The 18,061-nt window shown below is 68.9% G+C and carries 20 protein-coding genes; 5 read left to right on the top strand and 15 right to left on the bottom strand.

All coding sequences use genetic code 11. From position 1 onward, the window contains the following. Positions 1 to 129: 129 nt before the first annotated feature. Both HARCEL1_RS03090 and HARCEL1_RS03085 read right to left on the bottom strand, forming a co-directional pair. A complete protein-coding gene (locus tag HARCEL1_RS03090) occupies positions 130 to 1,263 on the bottom strand; it encodes a right-handed parallel beta-helix repeat-containing protein (RefSeq protein ID WP_108381139.1) in 1,134 nt (377 codons plus the stop codon). A gap of 95 nt (positions 1,264 to 1,358) precedes the next feature. After that, positions 1,359 to 2,195, bottom strand: a complete 837-nt coding sequence (locus HARCEL1_RS03085; protein WP_108381138.1) for a PspA/IM30 family protein — start codon at positions 2,193 to 2,195, stop codon at positions 1,359 to 1,361. A gap of 113 nt (positions 2,196 to 2,308) precedes the next feature. Here HARCEL1_RS03085 and trpB point away from each other — a divergent pair, with 113 nt between their 5' ends. The 4 genes from trpB to HARCEL1_RS03065 all read left to right on the top strand — a co-directional run bounded on the left by trpB (position 2,309) and on the right by HARCEL1_RS03065 (position 6,778). Continuing rightward, positions 2,309 to 3,469: a tryptophan synthase subunit beta gene (gene trpB, locus HARCEL1_RS03080; protein WP_108381137.1), complete on the top strand. Its 1,161-nt coding sequence runs from the start codon at positions 2,309 to 2,311 to the stop codon at positions 3,467 to 3,469. A gap of 176 nt (positions 3,470 to 3,645) precedes the next feature. Further along, positions 3,646 to 4,899, top strand: coding sequence for a COG1361 family protein (locus HARCEL1_RS03075; protein ID WP_108381136.1), 1,254 nt, complete (start codon positions 3,646 to 3,648; stop codon positions 4,897 to 4,899). Next, positions 4,896 to 5,558, top strand: coding sequence for an ABC transporter ATP-binding protein (locus tag HARCEL1_RS03070; protein ID WP_108381135.1), 663 nt, complete (start codon positions 4,896 to 4,898; stop codon positions 5,556 to 5,558). The genes HARCEL1_RS03075 and HARCEL1_RS03070 overlap by 4 nt, the downstream gene beginning before the upstream one ends. After that, entirely contained in the window at positions 5,555 to 6,778 is a 1,224-nt protein-coding gene (locus HARCEL1_RS03065) for an ABC transporter permease (protein ID WP_233357391.1), read from the top strand. Before HARCEL1_RS03070 ends, HARCEL1_RS03065 begins: the two co-directional genes overlap by 4 nt. Positions 6,779 to 6,803: 25 nt before the next feature. Here the strand turns inward: HARCEL1_RS03065 and HARCEL1_RS03060 are convergent, their stop codons facing one another. From HARCEL1_RS03060 to HARCEL1_RS03050, 3 genes are read right to left on the bottom strand one after another with little or no spacing between them, the layout of a single operon-like run. Beyond that, entirely contained in the window at positions 6,804 to 7,013 is a 210-nt protein-coding gene (locus HARCEL1_RS03060; RefSeq protein ID WP_108381134.1) for a hypothetical protein, read from the bottom strand. Then, positions 7,010 to 7,753, bottom strand: coding sequence for a TMEM165/GDT1 family protein (locus tag HARCEL1_RS03055; protein WP_108381133.1), 744 nt, complete (start codon positions 7,751 to 7,753; stop codon positions 7,010 to 7,012). The genes HARCEL1_RS03060 and HARCEL1_RS03055 overlap by 4 nt, the downstream gene beginning before the upstream one ends. Beyond that, positions 7,750 to 8,430 carry a metal-dependent transcriptional regulator gene (locus tag HARCEL1_RS03050; RefSeq protein WP_108381132.1) on the bottom strand — a complete coding sequence of 227 codons (681 nt, stop codon included), beginning with the start codon at positions 8,428 to 8,430 and terminating at the stop codon, positions 7,750 to 7,752. The genes HARCEL1_RS03055 and HARCEL1_RS03050 overlap by 4 nt, the downstream gene beginning before the upstream one ends. Positions 8,431 to 8,558: 128 nt before the next feature. Between HARCEL1_RS03050 and coaBC the strand changes: the two genes are divergently transcribed. Next, positions 8,559 to 9,713 carry a bifunctional phosphopantothenoylcysteine decarboxylase/phosphopantothenate--cysteine ligase CoaBC gene (coaBC, locus tag HARCEL1_RS03045; protein WP_108381131.1) on the top strand — a complete coding sequence of 385 codons (1,155 nt, stop codon included), beginning with the start codon at positions 8,559 to 8,561 and terminating at the stop codon, positions 9,711 to 9,713. Here coaBC and HARCEL1_RS03040 read toward each other — a convergent pair. From HARCEL1_RS03040 to HARCEL1_RS02995, 10 genes are all read right to left on the bottom strand, one after another. Next, positions 9,708 to 11,489: a Na(+)/H(+) antiporter subunit D gene (locus HARCEL1_RS03040; RefSeq protein ID WP_108381130.1), complete on the bottom strand. Its 1,782-nt coding sequence runs from the start codon at positions 11,487 to 11,489 to the stop codon at positions 9,708 to 9,710. The two genes, coaBC and HARCEL1_RS03040, sit on opposite strands and share 6 nt — an antisense overlap. Then, positions 11,480 to 13,156, bottom strand: a complete 1,677-nt coding sequence (locus tag HARCEL1_RS03035) for a proton-conducting transporter transmembrane domain-containing protein (RefSeq protein WP_108381129.1) — start codon at positions 13,154 to 13,156, stop codon at positions 11,480 to 11,482. The genes HARCEL1_RS03040 and HARCEL1_RS03035 overlap by 10 nt, the downstream gene beginning before the upstream one ends. Then, positions 13,153 to 14,601 (bottom strand): proton-conducting transporter transmembrane domain-containing protein, encoded by a 1,449-nt coding sequence (locus tag HARCEL1_RS03030; protein ID WP_108381128.1) that lies wholly within the window; start codon positions 14,599 to 14,601, stop codon positions 13,153 to 13,155. Before HARCEL1_RS03030 ends, HARCEL1_RS03035 begins: the two co-directional genes overlap by 4 nt. Then, positions 14,594 to 14,950, bottom strand: coding sequence for a cation:proton antiporter subunit C (locus HARCEL1_RS03025; protein WP_108381127.1), 357 nt, complete (start codon positions 14,948 to 14,950; stop codon positions 14,594 to 14,596). The genes HARCEL1_RS03030 and HARCEL1_RS03025 overlap by 8 nt, the downstream gene beginning before the upstream one ends. Next, on the bottom strand, positions 14,947 to 15,396 hold the full coding sequence (locus tag HARCEL1_RS03020) for an MnhB domain-containing protein (protein ID WP_108381126.1): 450 nt from the start codon (positions 15,394 to 15,396) through the stop codon (positions 14,947 to 14,949). Before HARCEL1_RS03020 ends, HARCEL1_RS03025 begins: the two co-directional genes overlap by 4 nt. Next, complete coding sequence (locus HARCEL1_RS03015) at positions 15,393 to 15,920, bottom strand: DUF4040 domain-containing protein (protein WP_108381125.1); 528 nt, start codon at positions 15,918 to 15,920, stop codon at positions 15,393 to 15,395. The genes HARCEL1_RS03020 and HARCEL1_RS03015 overlap by 4 nt, the downstream gene beginning before the upstream one ends. After that, on the bottom strand, positions 15,917 to 16,228 hold the full coding sequence (gene mnhG, locus HARCEL1_RS03010) for a monovalent cation/H(+) antiporter subunit G (RefSeq protein WP_108381124.1): 312 nt from the start codon (positions 16,226 to 16,228) through the stop codon (positions 15,917 to 15,919). The genes HARCEL1_RS03015 and mnhG overlap by 4 nt, the downstream gene beginning before the upstream one ends. Further along, positions 16,225 to 16,494, bottom strand: a complete 270-nt coding sequence (locus tag HARCEL1_RS03005; RefSeq protein ID WP_108381123.1) for a monovalent cation/H+ antiporter complex subunit F — start codon at positions 16,492 to 16,494, stop codon at positions 16,225 to 16,227. Before HARCEL1_RS03005 ends, mnhG begins: the two co-directional genes overlap by 4 nt. Beyond that, on the bottom strand, positions 16,491 to 17,501 hold the full coding sequence (locus tag HARCEL1_RS03000; RefSeq protein ID WP_108381122.1) for a monovalent cation/H+ antiporter subunit E: 1,011 nt from the start codon (positions 17,499 to 17,501) through the stop codon (positions 16,491 to 16,493). Before HARCEL1_RS03000 ends, HARCEL1_RS03005 begins: the two co-directional genes overlap by 4 nt. 137 nt (positions 17,502 to 17,638) lie before the next feature. Continuing rightward, entirely contained in the window at positions 17,639 to 18,004 is a 366-nt protein-coding gene (locus tag HARCEL1_RS02995) for a hypothetical protein (protein ID WP_108381121.1), read from the bottom strand. Positions 18,005 to 18,061: the final 57 nt, after the last annotated feature.

Genomic DNA, 18,061 nt, shown 5'->3' with positions numbered 1-18,061 from the left:
TCCTGTTTCGACCGTGTGGTGCCCTCGTCGCAACGTATGGGCCTATTCGGGCAGAAATACGCCCGAACAGTGCGAGACGTTTTGAGCTATTCGCTATCTTTCTTGACGATCGTCTGGCCCAGTCAAGTGTCACCGTCGGATTCGGCGGCGGAGCCAGAGTCCACCGACGACGGGCACGGCGATCACGGCGCCGATCCCGACGAGCCACCGGCGTGGGACGCCGTCGGGTGGGCGTCGCTGTGGCGCCGAACAGTCGACCGCGCCGACACACTGGTCGCCGGTCGCTCCGAGCGGTCCGCCCCACCAGTTGTTCTGGGCGACGCCGCCGCTCGCCCCGCGGGCGTCGATGCCGTACCCACGGGGGTCCTCGAAAGCGCTGTCGGAGATCCGCCACGCCCCACGCGCGTCCGTCGCCCGGACCAGCGTCGCCGCCTCGCCGGCGTAGGCGATCCGGCCGAAGACCGCGTCACTGATCGCCCAGTCGCCAGTCGAGCGGTCGGCGTCGACGGCGATCGTCGCCCACCGAATCGTAAGATCGTCGGCCCGCCAGTCGCCGGTCGACCCCTGGGCGTCGATCCCGACGCCGCCGTTGCTCGCCATCGTGAGGTTTCGGACCAGCCAGTCGCCCCGGGACTCGGGGGCGACGATCCCGCCGTCGGCGTGCAGGCGGGCCGACGCGACCGACCAGTCGCCCCCGGTCTGGCGGGCCGTCACCGCCCAGTCCGCCCGGATCGCGACGCCGTCGACCGTCCAGTTGCCGCTCGCGCCGTCGGCGGTGACGCCCGCACTCGCGGCGGTGAGTCGTGTGCCGCCGACCCGCCAGTCGCCGGTCGACCGCCGCGCGTCGACGGCGACGTGGACCCGGTCGGTCGAGACACCGGTCACCACCCAGTCCCCGGTCGTCTCGCGGGCGTCGACGCCGACCCGGAACTGCTTGACGTCGATCCCCGTGATCGTCGGCGCGGCGTCCTCGACGATCGTGATGCCGGCACCGGAATAGTCGCCCCGAAGCGTCACGCTTCCCGCGGCGGTGATCGCGACCGACTCGTCGATTCGAACCGATTCGGTGTAGACCCCTTCGCGCACGCGAACGGTCGTGTCGTTCGAGGCGTTCGCCAGCGCCGCCCCGATCGTCCGGTGATCGCCGTCCCCGCTCCCGTCGACGACGACCGTCTCGGCGGCCGCCGGCGTCGGGGCGATCACGACCAACGCGAGCACGATCACGCCGACCACCGCCAGTCGGGCCGGCGTGGGCGCGATCATGCCGCCGAACTACGGGCGAGAGCCTCAAAAGGTCGCTGGCGCGTACCAGTCACTCACGGTCCGGATTCGCGAGCGGTCGGCCGCTCACGCCCCGCTCAGTTCGAGCGCTCGGAGTCGTCGAGTTGGGCCTCGATGTCCTCGATCGAGGTGCCGGTGTCCAACTCGCCCGACTCGCTTGAATCGCCGGACGCGCTGGTGTCGGCCGTCTCCGTCTCGACGGTGGCGTCGTCGGTCTCGACGCCGACTTCCTCTCTGATCGTCTCCAGTTCGGACTCGATCTCGGTGTCGGTCGTCGTCTGGTCGAGTTCCCGTTCGAGCGACGATTTATCGGAAAGCTGGTCTTCGAGCGCGCCACTCTCCTGGAGTTCGTCCATGGCCTGTGCGCGGGCCTCCATGTCCTGGGTCTCTTCTTCGGCGCGTTCGATCGCGCGGTTGACGTCTTCGAACTCCTCGCTCGCACCGGTGACGGCCTCCGAGACCGTCGCTGACGCCTCGGCGGCCTCGTGGCGCGCCTTGAGCGTCTCCTTTTTCGTGCGGAACTGCTCGATGCGCTGCTGGAGCGTGTTTTTCTGCTCGACGAGGTTGTCCTGTTTGGCCTGGAGGTCGTCGACCTGGGTCTGGAGCTCCTCGATCTGTGTCATCTTCTGCTTTTTCTTTTCGAGAGCTCGCTCTGCGAGGTCCTCCCGGCCCTGTTCGACGGCCTGTCGGGCCTGCTCGTTGTGTTTCTCGACGTTGTCTTCGAGCCGACGTTTCTGAATCTCCAGGCGCTTTTTCTGGGTCGTCAGGTCCGCGATGCCCTGTTTGACGTCCTGGAGTTCGTTTCGCATCTGCTCGTAGGAGTAATCGAGTGTTTCCGAGGGGTCTTCGGCCCGGTTCAACACGGCGTTGAGCTTCGATTTGACGATGTATGCCGCTCGCGAGAGGACGCCCATGTTCCATTCTGGGGATGCCCGTACTAAATATGTGGAGTTCGACGGTCGAGTTTCGACCGCCCGGGCCCGACGGAAAAGTCAGACATATTTGCCAGTACCTGGTAGGAACTGCGATGTCCGAGGATTCCGATCCCGGCACGTTCGGTCGCTACGGGGGGCGACGCGTGCCCGAACCGCTGGAAGAACCGCTGGCAGAACTCGCGGCGGCCTTTGAGGAGGTCGCGCTCTCGCCGTCGTTCCAGGCGGAGTTTCGCGATTACCTCGAAGACTACGCCGGCCGGCCGACGTCGCTGTACTACGCGAACCGCCTCTCGGAGGCCTGGGGGACCGACGTCTATCTCAAGCGCGAGGACCTGCTCCACGGCGGCGCGCACAAGATCAACAACACGCTCGGGCAGGGCCTGCTCGCGAAGCGTTCGGGCCGAGAGCGCCTGATCGCTGAGACGGGTGCGGGCCAGCACGGCACCGCCACGGCGATGGTCGGCGCCATGCTCGATCTGGACACCGAGGTGTTCATGGGCGCGAAAGACGTCGCGCGCCAGCGGATGAACGTCTTCCGGATGCGCCTGATGGGCGCGGACGTCGTCGAGGTCGAGCGGGGCAATCAGGGGCTGGCCGACGCCGTCGACGCCGCCCTGGAGGATTTCGCCGCGAACGTCGACACGACCCACTACCTCGTCGGGTCGGTCGTCGGGCCCGACCCGTTCCCCCGGATGGTCCGGGAGTTCCAGTCGGTCATCGGCAAGGAGGCCCGCGAGCAGTTCCTCTCCCGGGAGGGCCAGTTGCCCGACGCGTGTGTCGCCTGCGTCGGCGGCGGGTCGAACGCGCTCGGCCTGTTCGACGCGTTCCGCGACGACGACGTGGCCCTGTACGGCGCGGAAGGCGGCGGGAAAGGCGCCGACTCGGACGCACATGCCGCACCGCTTGCCGACGGCCACGACGACGACCTCCACGGCATGCACACCCGTGTCATCGACGACGACACCGAGGTCCACTCGGTCTCTGCGGGCCTCGATTACCCGGGTGTCGGCCCCGAGCACGCGATGTTCCGCGAGGACGGCCGCGTCGAGTACACGGGCGTCACCGACGACGCCGCGCTCGCCGCGTTCCGCGAGGTCAGCGAACACGAAGGGATCATCCCCGCACTGGAGACCGCCCACGCGTTCGCCCGCGCGAAAGAACTCGCCAGCGATCACGATTCGCTGATCGTCAACTGCAGCGGTCGGGGCGACAAGGACATGGCGACCGCCGCCGAGCAGTTCGATCTCGGGTGAGCGCGGCCGTCGCGGCCCGATCGTCGCCTCCTCGGGTCGATCAAACGCCCGATTGAACGACCACGAAGTATATTACGAGCGACCGATACGATTCGACTGATGCGCGTTCGTCTCGATCGGTGGGGAGTGGAATCGCACGGGCCCGGAACCGATTGGATACCCCGGAGGGATCACGCGTGAGGCGAGGCCTGGCCGCGCTGGTCGCCGTCGCGGTGATCGGATCGCTGCTCGCCGTCCCGACGGGGGCCGCGACCGCGGATCCGATCGACATCACCGACGTGAGCCCCGCGCCCGAGGCCCCCATCGCCGGCGAGACCGTCACGCTGACCGTCGACGTGGCCGTGCCGGCGAACGCGAGTGGGTCGCTCGATCTGACCGACGTCTACGTTCGCGGCGCCGAGGGGACGGACCTCGACCGCGTCCGCGATCCGGGGTCGGTCGCGCCCGGCGAGACGGTGCCGGTGACGCTGACGGTCACGCCCGACGACCCCGGATCGATGCGTCTTCGGATGAAAGCCGTCGGGAAACTCGACGGGGAGATCCACTCCACGACGTCGACGACCGTCCTCGACGTCCGCGAGACGGGCGACGTGTTGCTCTCGATGCCAGATCCCGATCCGGTCGCCGGATCGACGACGACCGTCGAGGTCGGCGTCGCGAACGGGGCCGACACCGCGATTTCGACCGTCGAACTCGGTCTCTCGGGTGACGCCGACATCGACAGCCCGCGACGCGTCACCGCGTCGATTCCGGCCCGGACCGACGAGACGTTCACCTTCGAAGCCAGCTTTCCGGACCCCGGGAGCTACGAGTTGACGGCCGACCTGAGCTATCGGGTCGATGGCGTCTATCGGACGACTACCCGGACGATCACCGTCGAGGCCGGCAATCAGAGCGACGCGACGGGGCTGGCCGGTGCCATCGAACTCACCGAACTCCGGACCTCCTCGGGGAACCTCGTCACGATCGAGGGCAACGCCGCCAACGTCGGTGGCGAGTCGGTCCGGTCGGTGCTGCTGTCGATCGAGGACACCGAGCAGGTCACCCCACGCGAGGGCTCCGGTGAGTACTTCGTCGGGACGATCAACGCGAGCACGTTCGAGACGTTCGAACTCGTCGGCAGCGTCGAGGGTGAGCCACCGAGCGAGGTGCCGGTCGTCGCGGAGTACATTACCGACGGCCAGCGTCGGGAGACGACGTTCACCGTCGACGTGAGCGGTGGGGGCGGCCCGCCGGTCGATGGAGGTGAGCGAGGGGTGCCGAACCGCGGGGCCGGCGTCGATGGGTCCGATCGCGTCTCCGGTCCGGACCGCGTCGAGCGACCCCAGCGCGGCGGGTTGCCCCTGGGCGCGATCCTCTCGATCGCCGTCCCGCTGATCGGCCTGCTCGCCGTCGGCGGGGGCGGCTATCTCGTTTGGTCGCGACGATGAGTCTCCTGGAGGTCGACACCGTCACCCGACGGTACGGAGCGGGTGAGACCGCCGTCGAGGCACTCTCGAACGTCTCGTTGAGCGTGTCGACCGGCGAGACGGTCGCGGTGATCGGCCCCTCGGGGTCGGGCAAGTCCACGCTGCTCAATCTCGTCGGCCTGCTCGATACGCCGACCGAGGGGACGATCCACCTCGACGATCGCGATCTGACCGACGCGGGCACCGGCGAGCGGACCGCCGTGCGCCGGGATCGCCTGGGCTTCGTCTTCCAGGATCACCACCTCCTGCCGATGTTCGACGCCGTCGACAACGTCGTCGTGCCCACGATGTGGGACCGCTCGACCGATCGCGAACAGCGGGCGCGCGAACTGCTCGATCGCGTGGGGTTGGGCGATCGGCTGGACCATCGCCCCTCGGAGCTCTCGGGTGGGCAAAAACAGCGCGTCGCGATCGCTCGCGCACTCGTCAACGACCCCGATCTCCTCTTGGCCGACGAGCCGACGGGCAATCTGGATCAGGATACCAGTCGGACGATCCTCGACGAGTTGGATCGGCTCCAGGCCGAGGAGGACGTCGCGACCGTCGTCGTCACTCACGACGAGATCGTCACCGAGTACGCCGATCGCACGGTCGAACTGCTCGACGGAGGGCACGTATGATCGGCGGCCGACTCCCGAGCGTCCGGATGGCGTGGGGCAACCTCTGGCGGAATCGTGTCCGGACGGTGCTCGCGGCGCTGGGCATCCTCATCGGCGTCGTCGCCATCGCGGGCCTGGGCATCGCGGGGACGGCCCTGCAGTACGGTGCGACCCAGCAGTTCCAGGGGCTGGCCGATCGCGTCGAGATCACGCCCGGCCCGGAGTTCGTCGAGCGCGACACGCGGCGGCCCACCGACGGTCGACGGCCCCCAGAGCGCGTGATGGAGGACCGCGCCGGTCGGCCGGTCCGGGTCGGCGGTGGTGGGCCACCGGTCGACCGCCGTCTGGGGCCCGCCCAGATCGAACGCATCGCCCTCGTCGCCTCGAACGCGACGGTCGTCCCGATCAAAGGTGATCGGATGGCACTGTCGACGCGCACCGAGCGCCGCGACGTGTCCGTCGAGGTCGTCGACCGGCCCGACGTGCTGTACAACGTCAGCCAGGGGTCGATCCCGGAGCCGTTCCATTCGGGCGCGCTCCTCCACGAGCGTCTCGCGGCCGATCTGGGCGTCGAGGTGGGCGATCTGGTGACCGTTGGCGATCGCTCCGTGCGCGTCCACGCGCTGACCACCAGCGACGGGTTCGGCACGCGACACAGCGAGGTCGTCCTCTCGGGGCCGATCGATCGGCGGGGGTACGACGAGGTGGTGATCGTCGCCGAAGACGGCGACGCGGCCCAGGCGCTCGCCGGTCAGGTCAACGCGACGTTCAATGCCGATCGCGAGATGCTTCGGATCCAGTCCCAGAGCGATCTGGGCCAGCGGACGGGGAACTTCTTCAACGTCATCAACGTCATCTTGATGGGGATCGGGTCGATCTCGCTGTTCGTCGCGAGCGTGAGCATCCTGAACGTCCTCCTGATGAGCACGATCGAGCGCCGCGGCGAGATCGGCATCCTCCGGGCGGTCGGCGTCACCCGCTTCGAGGTGTTGCGCATGATCCTGACCGAAGCGACGCTGCTCGGCGTGCTCGGTGGCGCGGCGGGCGTCGTGATCGCGACCGCGCTGGGCGCGATTTTGTATCAGGTCCTCTTCGAGGACCCGACGCTCGTCTTCCAGTGGCGCAACGTGCGCTTTCTCGTCGCGGCGTTTGCGTTCGGGACGGTCGCGAGCGTGATCAGCGGACTCTACCCCGCCTGGCGAGCGGCGACAGCGGACCCGGTCGAGGCCATCCGGTCCTGACCCGGGTCGCTCCGGCCCACTCGCCTCACTCCTCGCAGGCTTGACTCCAGGCCGACTCGATCGAGTCGGGAGCGTCGTCGGCCCCGTCCTCGACGGCCGCCGCGGGATCGAGCACCGCGACGGTGACCGTCCGTCCCGCGTACTCGCTGCCGATGTCGACGCGGCCGTCCTGGTCGGCAGTGACGGTTCGGACGTCCAGGTCGGAGGGGTCGACGCTGGACGCGCCGTCGGTCATCCGAGCACCTCCGAGACGGCGGTCCCGCCCAGCGTGACGAACTGCTCCCAGACCGATACCCCGACAGTGATCGCGAGGATCGTGTCCAGCCCGAAGAACACGAAGATGGCCGCCGCCACCGCGTGGGCTTTTCGCATGTCGACGAGGTGGGCGAAGCGGTGGAAAAACAGCGCGTTCGCGATACTCACCGGGATGATCGCGAACATCTCGCCCGCCCAGATCGCCGGGTGCGCCCCGTACTGGGCCGCCAGCCCGATCGTCACCAACTGGGTCTTGTCGCCGAACTCACCGACGGCCATCAGCGCGAAGATCGGGAGGAAGGCCCCGAATCGATCGGGGACCGTCCAGCCCAGAATCGAGACGTTCAGTCGCTCGTCGAGTTCGAGGACGCCCCCGTCGGTCTCGTCGGCCGCCGTCTCCGCGTCGGTCTCGGCGGTCTCGACGGAGCGTCCCGCACTGCCTTTCGCGGGGGCCGAGTGCCAGAGCATTGCGCCAAAGAGGAGAAAGAGGCCGGCGGTGATGGTGTCGAGGACGACTTCGGGGAGGACGGTCACCAGCGCCTCACCGACCAGCAGTTCGATGGCCGTCCAGCCCCCGAACGCCGCGGCGGCAGCGCCGACGACGATCCATGGCGAATAGCGCGTCGAGAGCGCGGCGATGATGAACTGGACTTTCTCGCCGGGCAAGACCGCGAGTTGCAGGCCCCAGGCCGTCACGAGGATCGTGAACCACTCGCTCATCCGTGGACGGCCTCCGGGTCGGCCTCGGCGTGGACGCGGATCGACTCCGCGATCCCCACTGGAATCTCGACCCGTCCCGCCGGCCCGTCGATGGCGACGGTGTCGATCGGGGTATGCGCCAGAACCGTGATCAGACAGCCGGGCTCGATCCCGCGCTCGGCCAGGTATTCGAGTTGGTCCGCGTCACGGTCTGCGACACGGGCGATCTGGGCGTGCGTCCCGGGGTCGACACCGACCAGGGGGCGCGATCGCTCCGGGCCGATGGGGTCCAACTCGGCGGTCGGGATCGGATCGCCGTGGGGGTCGTGAGCGGGGTCGCCCAGCGCCTCGGCCAGGCGGTCCTCGAACTGTTCGCTGATGTGGTGTTCGAGCGCGTCGGCCTCGTCGTGGACGGCGGTCCAGTCGTAATCGAGTTCGTCCGCGAGGAATCGCTCGATGAGGCGGTGATGGCGGATCACTTCGAGGGCGATCGCCTCGCCCGCGTCGGTCACCTCGACGCCCGCGAACTCCTCGCGGTCGAGCAGCCCCTCCGCGGCGAGTTTCTTCAGCATGCTCGTCGCCGTCGGCGGCGTCACGTCCAGTCGATCCGCGACTGCCGACGTCGAGACCGGTGGCCCCTCGGTCCGCTGGAGGTGATAGATCGCCTTGAGGTAGTCTTCGATCGTCTCGCTGGGCATTGGCGGGATTAGAGACGTCTAATGTTTAACCCTGTCCCAATCGAATCCGGTTGCCGGCGATCGACCGTGCCCCCAGCGATCGTCCGGTCGACGCGTGGTTTTTTGTGCCCGGGGTCGAAGGCCGGGCAATGCTCGACGGGGTCAACGTCGTCCTCGGCGTCACGGGATCGATCGCGGCGGTCACAACCGTCGAACTCGCTCACGAGTTGCGCCGTCGCGGGGCCGCGGTCCGGGCGGTCACCACGCCGGCGGCGACCGACATCGTCCACCCGTGGGCGCTCGATTTCGCGACGGGCCAGGAGACCGTCACGGAGATCGGTGGCGCGGTCGAACACGTCCACTTCTTCGGTGAGGATCCCTGGGGCGACGTCTTCGTGATCGCGCCCGCGACGGCGAACACGGTCGGAAAGATCGCCGCTGCGATCGACGACACGCCGGTCACGACCGTCGCGACGACCGCACTCGGCGCGGGCACCCCGGTCGTGATCGCGCCCGCGATGCACCGCCCGATGTACGACCACCCGGGCGTCGAGGCCGCCCTGGACACGCTCGACGCGTGGGGTGTCGATCTCGTCCAGCCCAGATTCGAGGAAGAAAAGGCCAAGATCGCGACCGAAGACGCGATCGTCGCCGCGACCGCCCGGGCCGCTGGCGACCGACCGCTCGCGGGCCAGCGGATCGTCGTCACGTCGGGCGCGACCATCGAGTCGATCGATCAGATCCGGACGCTCTCGAACCGGTCGAGCGGTCGGACCGGCCGCGAAGTCGCCCGCGCCTGTGCCGTCCGCGGGGCGAACGTGACCCTGCTCCACGACGGGCCCGACGTTCCCCTGGTCGAGTCAGTCACCGTCGAGAGTGCGGCGGAGATGCACGACGCCGCCCTGGAGGCGTGCGCGGACGCCGACGCGTTCGTCTCCGCGGCGGCGATCGCAGATTACACCGTCGCGACCCACGACGGCAAGATCCCGTCGGGGCAAAGCGATCTCACGCTCGATCTCGAACCGACGCCGAAGGTGCTCGACGGCGTTCGCGAGGCCAACCCAGGCCTGCCGATCGTCGGGTTCAAACTCGAAGACTCGGCCGACGAGGCCGCCCTGATCGCGGCCGCGCGCGACCAGATCGACCGCGTCGGATGCGCGTTCGTCGTCGCGAACGCCGCCGACGCCGCGGGCGGTGCGACGACCGACGCACTCCTGGTCGATCGCGACGACGCGGTCTCGATTGTGGGGTCGAAAGCCGTGCTGGGGAGGGCGATTGCCGAGCGCCTGGTCGAGGAGTTATAAGAACAGCGCGAGGAGGACGCCCGCGAGCACGACCGTGACGAGCGCGACGCTCGCACCGATCCCCGCTTCGAGGTCGATCTCGCGATTCGTTCGGTCGGCGATGACGGCGTCGGGCCGGACGACGAGGCGCGTGCCGACCCGTCCGCCCGTGACGACCGCCCGATCGACCGCGGCGTACAGTTCGGTCACGCCGACGACGACCGCGCGCGTCCCGTAGAACAGCGCGGGATTGTACAGTCGATCCACGTCGGGGACCTGCCCACCGATCCGTTCGAGCGGGCGTTTGAGGACGATAAAGCCCACGAGACCGATCGCCGCGAGCGCGAGGCCCTCGACGATGTGGCTCGTCGTGTAGGTCTCGTAGACGTGCGAGACCGCGTCGCTCGTCACGTCGACGGGCAGCAGCGTGAACAGCGCGCCGTCGACGACGCCGAAGAACACACACAGCGCGGCGACCGCGATCATCGCGACGCGCTGGAGGGGCGTCGCTGGCGTGACCGACCCGTCGTACTCGCCGTGGAGGAAGGCGTAGTAACCGAACTTGATGAAGGAGAGGAAGGTTCCGACGCCACCGATCAGCAAGAGCCACTCCAGGGTCGTGCGGTCGCCGACGGCGAGCGCCTCGATGGCGGCGACCCCCGAAAAGTCGTAGTGACTGCCTGCGATGACGATGCCCTTGCTGACGAAGCCGTTGAAGCCCGGAAAGCCCGCGATCGAGAGCGCGGCGATCGCGAACGCGACGGCCGTCACGGGCATCTCGCGAGCGAGGCCACCGAGTTTCTTGAGGTGCTCGCGCCCGGTGTGATAGACGATTACACCCGCAGTCATGAACAGGAGGCCCTTGTAGAGGATGTTATTGAACACGTGGGCCATCGCGCCGGCCTGGGCGAGCGCGGTCCCGATGCCGACGCCGGCGACCATGTAGCCCACCTGGGACTGGATGTGATAGCTGAGCAGGCGGCGCATGTCGTTTTGCAACAGCGCCATGCTCGCGCCGAAGACGGCCATCACCCCGCCCATGTACGCGATCCAGACCTGGCCCTCGGGGAACGCCCGGAGCATGCCGTAGACGCCGGTCTTCGTGGTGAACACACAGAGGAACACGCTCGCCGCGACGTGCGGGCGCGGGTAGGTGTCGGGCAGCCAGGCGTGCAGGCCGATAAAGCCGACGTTGACGCCGATGCCCAGCGCCGCGAGCGCCGCGGGCAAGCCCGGCGTGATGCCAGCGATGGGCCCGCCGGTTGCCCCGAACAGGAACGTGCCAGCCTCGACGTAGTGGGCGACGATCGCAGCCATGAACAGACTGCCGCCGAGGCCGTGGAGCAGGGCGTACCGGAATCCCGCCCGGACCGCCCGCCCGCCGTCGTCCCAGACGAGCAGCGTGCTCGTGATCGCCATCAACTCCCAGAAGAAGAGCATCGTGAGCCAGTCGCCCGCGAACACCGCGCCGAGGCTGGTGCCGACGTACGCCAGCGCGAACCCGGTCTGGCGCGATCCGGCGTCGGTGGCAGACGAGTAGATGACGGCGACGGCGGCGATGAACCCGAAGATCAGTCCCATCAGCCGCGAGACCGCATCGACGTAGACGAACACGGCCTCGAAGCCCAAAAACGTCGTTTCGAGGTGGACGCCCGTCGGGACGACCCAGGCCCAGAGCGTCACCGCGAGCGCAGCGATCACGCCGACGGCGTGAGCCGACCGACGCGGAAGCCAGGGGACGACGAGCGCGGCCGCGAGCACGACCACCGCGGGCGGGAGGAGTTCGATCACAGCCATCCCCCCGTGACCGCAGTGACGACTGCACGGACCAACTCGAGGAAGACGGCGTGGCCCGGTGCGATCCCGAGGACGACCGCGCCGGCCGCGACCGCGAGGATCGGCCCGAGCATGAACCACGTCGTCTCCTCACGCGGGGAATAGCGCTGCCACCCACCGGCGGGCGGGCCGCCGTGGTGGGCGTCGGCGTCGTGGTCGTCGCTATCTTCACCGTCAACGTGGTGATCGTCGTGGTCGTCGCCGTCGTCGTGGTGTTCGTGACCTCCGTCGGCCGTGCCCGTCGTTCCGCCGTCGGTCGCGAACCGGCCGCCCAGCGCGTGTTCGAGCAGCGGCGTCGCGTCGCTCGATTCTGCGGACTCGAAAAAGGCCCGGTAGACGATCGGCCAGAAGTACGCGACGTTGAGCACGCCCGACAGCACGAGCGCGCCCGTGAACACGAGATGCCCGGCGTCGAGCGTCCCGATCATGAGATACCACTTGCTGACGAAGCCCGCGAGCAGCGGGATGCCCGCCATGCCGAGCGCGGCGACGCCGAACGCCGCCATCGTTCCCGGCATGCGTTTGCCGATGCCCGCCATCTGGCTGATGTCGTCGGTGTGGGTCTCGACGTGGATCGCGCCGGCACAGAAAAACAGCGTGAGCTTCATGAACGCGTGCGCGGGGATGTGGAGCAGGCCACCCGCCAGCGCCGCCGGTCCGAGCACGCCCAGGCCGAGCACGATGTACGAGAGCTGGCTGATCGTCGAGTACGCCAACCGGCGTTTGAGGTTGTCCTGGCGGAGCGCGATCACGCTCGCGGTCACCAGCGTGATCGCCGCGACGGCCGCGAGCGGCAGCCCCATCCCGAGGTCGCGGACGGTCTCGGGGCCGAACACGTCGAGGACGACCCGCGAGATGCCGAACACGCCGCTTTTGACGACCGCGACGGCGTGGAGCAGTCCCGAGACGGGCGTCGGCGCGACCATCGCGTCGGGCAGCCAGGAGTGGACGGGCATCAGCGCGGCCTTCACGCCGAAGCCCGCCGCGAGGAGGGTGAACGCGGCCCGCGCGAGCACCGGGTCCCCGCCCAGGCCGTCGATCCCGCCCGGGGTAAAGGCGACCGTCCCGGCGAGCGAGGAGACGAGGATCGTCCCCGCGAGCACGGCGACACCGCCGCCGAAGGTGTAGGCGAGATACTTCCGGCCGGCCGCGCGCGCTTCCTCGGTCTCGTCGTGGACGACCAGCGGGTAGGTCGCGACGGTCAGCAGTTCGTAGAACACGAACAGAACGAGCAGGTTCGCCGCGAACGCGACGCCCATCGCGGCGGCGATACTGCCCGCGAACGCCGCGAAATACCGTGTCTGACTGTGTTCGTCCAGCCCACGCATGTAGCCGATGCTGTAAAGGCTGGTCGCGATCCAGAGCAGACTCGCGAGCGCCGCGAACAGGACGCCCAGCGCGTCCGCCCGGAGCGCAAAGTCGACCCCGGGAACGACCGCGCCCAGCGAGGTGACGTAGATCTGGCCGGCGAGCACGCCCGGGACCATGCTCGCGACGACGCCGAACGTCGTGACGGCGGTGCCGAGCGTCCAGGCCTCCCGGACGTTCGGGCGGCGGCGACTCGCGAGGATCGGTACGACGGCGATCAGCGGGACGAGGACGGCGAGCAGCGGTCTGAGTTCGATCATGCCAGGAGCCTCCCGATCGTCGGTTCGATGAGGGCGGCGTACTCGACGGCCCCCAGTGTGAGTGCGATCACGGCGACGGCCGCGACGACGACGGTGACCCGGTGGACCCACGGGACGGGGTCGCGTTCTTTGCTGGGCGCGTCACGGACGAAGACGCGTTCGAGCGCCCGGAGGAAGTAGGCGAGTGTCAACAGCGTGCTCGCGAAGATGACGACCGCCAGGCCCCACGCCCCGCCCTCGATCGCACCGAGCGCGACGAACCACTTGCCGACGAAGCCGATGGCGGGCGGGACGCCCACCATCGCGAGCGCGAGCACGCCGAACGTCGCCGCGCCGACCGGTGTGCGATCGACGAGGCCGTCGAGGTCGTCGATCCGGCGGACGCCCGTCGCGGTCGCGATCAGGCCGGCGACCAGAAAGAGCGCGCCTTTCATGACCGCGTGGCCGACGAGGTGGATCGCCGCGCCGGTGAGCGCGGTCGGCGTCGCGACGGCGATCGCACCGACGACGAGGCCGTACTGGGAGACCGACGAGTACGCGAGCAGGCGCTTGATCTCGGTCTGGCGGACCGCGAGGACGCTCCCCGCGACGATGCTCGCCGCGCTGGCCGCGAGCAAGACCGCGCGTGCGGCGGGATTCGTGACCAGAAACTCGACGGTGAACACGGTGAAGACGATCCGGATCAGCGCGTACGCCGCGACCGTCGAGACCAGCGCCGAGATGAGCGCGCTCACGGTGTCGGGCGCGCCGGCGTAGGCGGTCGGCTGCCAGGTGTGGATCGGGAACACCGCGACCTTGACGAACAGGCCGACGACCATCAACCCGAACGCGGCCTGGACGAGCGTCGCGTCGTACCCGATCACCGCGAGTTCGTCGGCGAGGTGAGCCATGTTGAGCGTCCCCGTCGCGACGTAGGCGTAGCCGATCCCGAGGAGATAGAGTGAGGCCCCGACGGTCCCGACGATCAGGTATTTGAGTGCTGCGACCGCCGAGCGACCCTCCTCGCCCGCGGCGACCAGTGCGTACGCCGAGAGCCCGGTGATCTCCAAAAAGACGTAGAGGTTGAACACGTCGCCGGTGACGCTCATCCCCGTCAGCCCGACGACCAGGAGGAGGACGGTCGCGAAAAACGTGTTCGAGCGGGGGCCGAGCGATCGCGCGACGGCGACGACGCCGAGCGTGACGACGGCGATCAGGACGACCATCGACGCCCCGAGCAGATCGACGACGAGTTCGATGCCGTAGGGCGCGGTGTAGCCGCCGACGACGTACCGGACCGGACCGTCCAGCGTCAGGCGCGCGAGTGCGAGTGCGGCGACGGTCTGGACGAGCGCGGTCAGGAGCGCGATCGGCCACCCCGTGCGCGAGCGGATCAGTCCCGCCGCGGCGGTGAGAACGGCACCGAGGAGGGGCACGGCGACGACGAGCGCGGGCAGGTCAGTCATCGGCCATCAACTCCCGGAGGGTGTCCTCGTGCATCGTCCCGTAGCGATTGTAGATTCTGACGATCAACCCGAGCGCGACCGCCGTGAGACTCACGCCGACGACGATGGCGGTGAGAATCAGGACGTGGGGCAGCGGGCTGACGTAGGGGGCGGGCGCCGAGAGCAGCGGCGGACTGCCGCCGTCGACGAACGCCGCCGCGATGAAAAACAGGAAGATCGCGGTCTGGAAGACGTTCAGCCCGATGACTTTCTTCACGAGATGGCGATCACCGATCGTCATGTACGCGCCGATGCCCGCCAGCGCGAGCACGACGACGTAGTAACTCCGTTCGAGGACGGCTTCGATCATTGAGTCCCTCCGTCGGCGGCGGCTTCGATCGCGAAAAACAGCCCCGAGACGACGCCCGCGACGGTGACGCCGATCCCGAGTTCGACGAACTCGATGCCGTAGGTCGTCGCGTGCCCGATCGGGTAGACCCCGAACTCCAGGAAGCGCCCGCCGAAGACGAGCGCGCCCAGCCCCGCCGCGAGGAAGGCCGCGACGCCGAGAACGGCGAGTGCGCCCAGGGCGGTGTCACCGATCCACTCGCGAGTCACGTCGATGCCGAACGCGATGCCGAGCATGATCACGACCGTCGCGACGATGACTCCACCCTGGAAGCCACCGCCCGAGGAGTCCGCGCCGTGGAACATGACGAACAACCCGAGGGTGAACACGAACGGCGCGATCACCCGGACGGTCGTCATGATGATCGGGCTCTCGACGTACGGCGAGCGGTCGTCGGCGTCGCTCACGCGAATCCCTCCCGACCGAGCACGACCAGCAGTCCGATCCCGGCGGCGAAGACGACGGTCACCTCACCGAGCGTGTCGAACCCACGGTAGCCCGCGAGCACGGCGGTGACGACGTTCTCGACGCCGGTGTCGTCGTAGGCGTTCTCGACGTAGTGGGTCGTGACGTCACCGGCGGCGACCGCCGTGTCGGCCGCGCCGACCGGCGGGAGTGCGAGCACCGTCGGCGCGAGGACGGCCACGAGCGCGAGCGCGACGCCGAGGGCGGGCCAGTCGATCCGGGCGAGCGTTCGCTCGGCGTCGGCCCGGACGGTCCCCTCGATCGCGAGCAAGAAGAGGACGGTCACGACGCCGGCCCCGACGGCGGCCTCGGTCAGTCCCACGTCGGGCGCGCGGAGGAGGACCCAGACGACCGCGATCGCCAGGCTGTAGGCGCTGAAAGCGACGATCGCGGCGAGGACGTCCCGCAAGAGCGCGGTCGCGAGCGCGGTCGCGAGCAACACGGCGATGAGTGCGAGTTCGATCATTCGTCGTCCTCCGTGGTCCAGGGTTCGATCCCGCGATCGGCCGCCGCGCGCGCGATGGCGTGGGCGGCCGTCGGGTTGGTGAGGAACATGAACACGACGAGCAGGACGGTCTTCACGCGGGCGAGGCCGGCGTCGAACGCGAGCGCGACCGCCGCGAGTGTGAGGACGGCGCCGAGCGTGTCGCTTTTCGAGGCGCTGTGGGCGCGCGTATAGACGTCCGGGAAGCGCAACAGGCCGATGGCGGCGACGACGGCGAAAAAGACGCCCCCGGCGGCCAGGAGAAGGACGGCGATCTCGCGGGGCGTCACAGGAATCCCCCCCGTTCGACCGCGAACTTCGAGATGGCGATGCTCAACACGAAGTTGAGCAGCGCGTACACCAGCGCGATGTCGAGTGCGCCCGGTTCACCGATCGCGGCAGCGATCGCGGCGATGACGATGACGACGTTCGACCCGACGAGGTTGATCGCGATGACGCGATCGGGCGCGGTCGGCCCGGTGACGATGCGGTAGACGCCCGCCAGCGAGACGACCAGGAAGGCCGCGGCGGTCCCGAGCAGGATCTGCGCGATCATTCCTGGACCTCCTCGCGTTCGGCGGGCCCCGCGCCGCGGGCGGCCGACCGGCCGTAGAAGACGAACCGGACGGCACGTTCGAGGCCACCGTCGAACAGGTCGTCGCGAGCGGTCGTCGTCAGCGTGTGGACGGTGAACGTCCGTCGCGAGACGTCGACGGTCAGCGTGCCCGGCGTGAGCGTGATGCTGTTCGCGAGCGTCGTCGCCGCCAGCGGCGACCAGACCGCGGCGTCGAACTCGACCATCTCGGGGTCGATCGGCAGGTCGGGATGGAGGACGACGTACGCGATCTGGAGGTTCGCGACGGCGATCTGGGCCAGCAGATAGGGCACGTAGACCAGGAGCCGAGCCACACGGACGACGTCGCGGCCGGGCCTGACCGGGGCCGTCAGCGAGACGCCCCACAGCGCCGTCGCGACGACACTCGCGGTGATCGCGCCCGTGACGAGTTCGAACGGGGCGACCGAGCCCGCGAGGAGGAGATAGAAGCCGAACGCGACCGCGCCGAGTGCGAGCGCCTGGAACACGGTCCCGCGTTCGACCAGCGACGGGAATCGACGGTCGCGCTGGACGGGCGCGGTCTCCGCGACGATCGCTCGTCGTTCGAGTTCACGTTCCAGCGGCGGGAGCAAGGGTGCGGTGCCGAACGGGTTGTAGCCCGGATCGAAGATCGCGTGATCGAGCCCCGCGTCGGCGGCGTACTCGGCCAGCACGTCGGCGTAGTCGTCGGGGCTGAACAGGTACTCCGCGGAGCCGATCAGTGCGGTCTCGATCGAGAGGTCGGCGTCGCCGCGGTCCTCGGCGGCCCAGACCGCGACGCGGTCGAGCAACTCGCCCGGTGGCTCGTCGGCGTCGACTGGCTGGGCCCGCGACAGTGCGACGACGAAGTGGATCGTCGCCGCGCTCTCGTCGACCGGTTCCGCCTCGACGGCGGTCTCGACGGCGTGCGCGACCGTCTGCCGCAACGTGCCCGAGTCGGAGACCGGCACGAGCAACCGATTCGTCACGACCCCCTCACCCCCGGCTGGTCGGTCGGAACGGTAGGTGGCGGCGACATCGAAAGTTCATCGGACGGTTCGGGTGAACTCGTTAAAGGATTTCTTTTCCGGTTCGATTCGCGCTCGTTCGGGCCGACCGTCGTCGGTCAGTACCGGTACAGACTGAGGACCCACGGCACGCGGTCGTACATCCAGATCGCGACCGGGAGGCCGATCACTGACACCGCGAACGCGTACGCGACCGAGAGCCAGAGCCCGCTGGCCCACCAGCCGATCGCCACGAACCAGACTGCGCGGACGAACAGCCCGTGTTGAGACGTGCGCTCGCCGTCGATCTCCGCGCGACGCTTGAGCGAGACCACGCGCGGGACGAGGTTGATTAGTTTGATCCCCAGCGGGAGGCCGACGATGGTGATCGAGGCCAGCCACGCGAGCGTGGTCAGGACCCCGGTGGCCCACCAGCCGACGACGAGAAACCACACCAGGCGGACGATCGGTGACTCCTGTTCCATACCGTCGGGAGGGTCGCAGGGCCGATAAACGCCCGGGCTCCGGGGCCTCTCTGGGCC

The sequence above is a fragment of the Halococcoides cellulosivorans genome (assembly GCF_003058365.1).
Taxonomy (GTDB): Archaea; Halobacteriota; Halobacteria; order Halobacteriales; family Haloarculaceae; genus Halococcoides; species Halococcoides cellulosivorans.
This window is presented reverse-complemented; position numbering and strand designations above follow the sequence as displayed.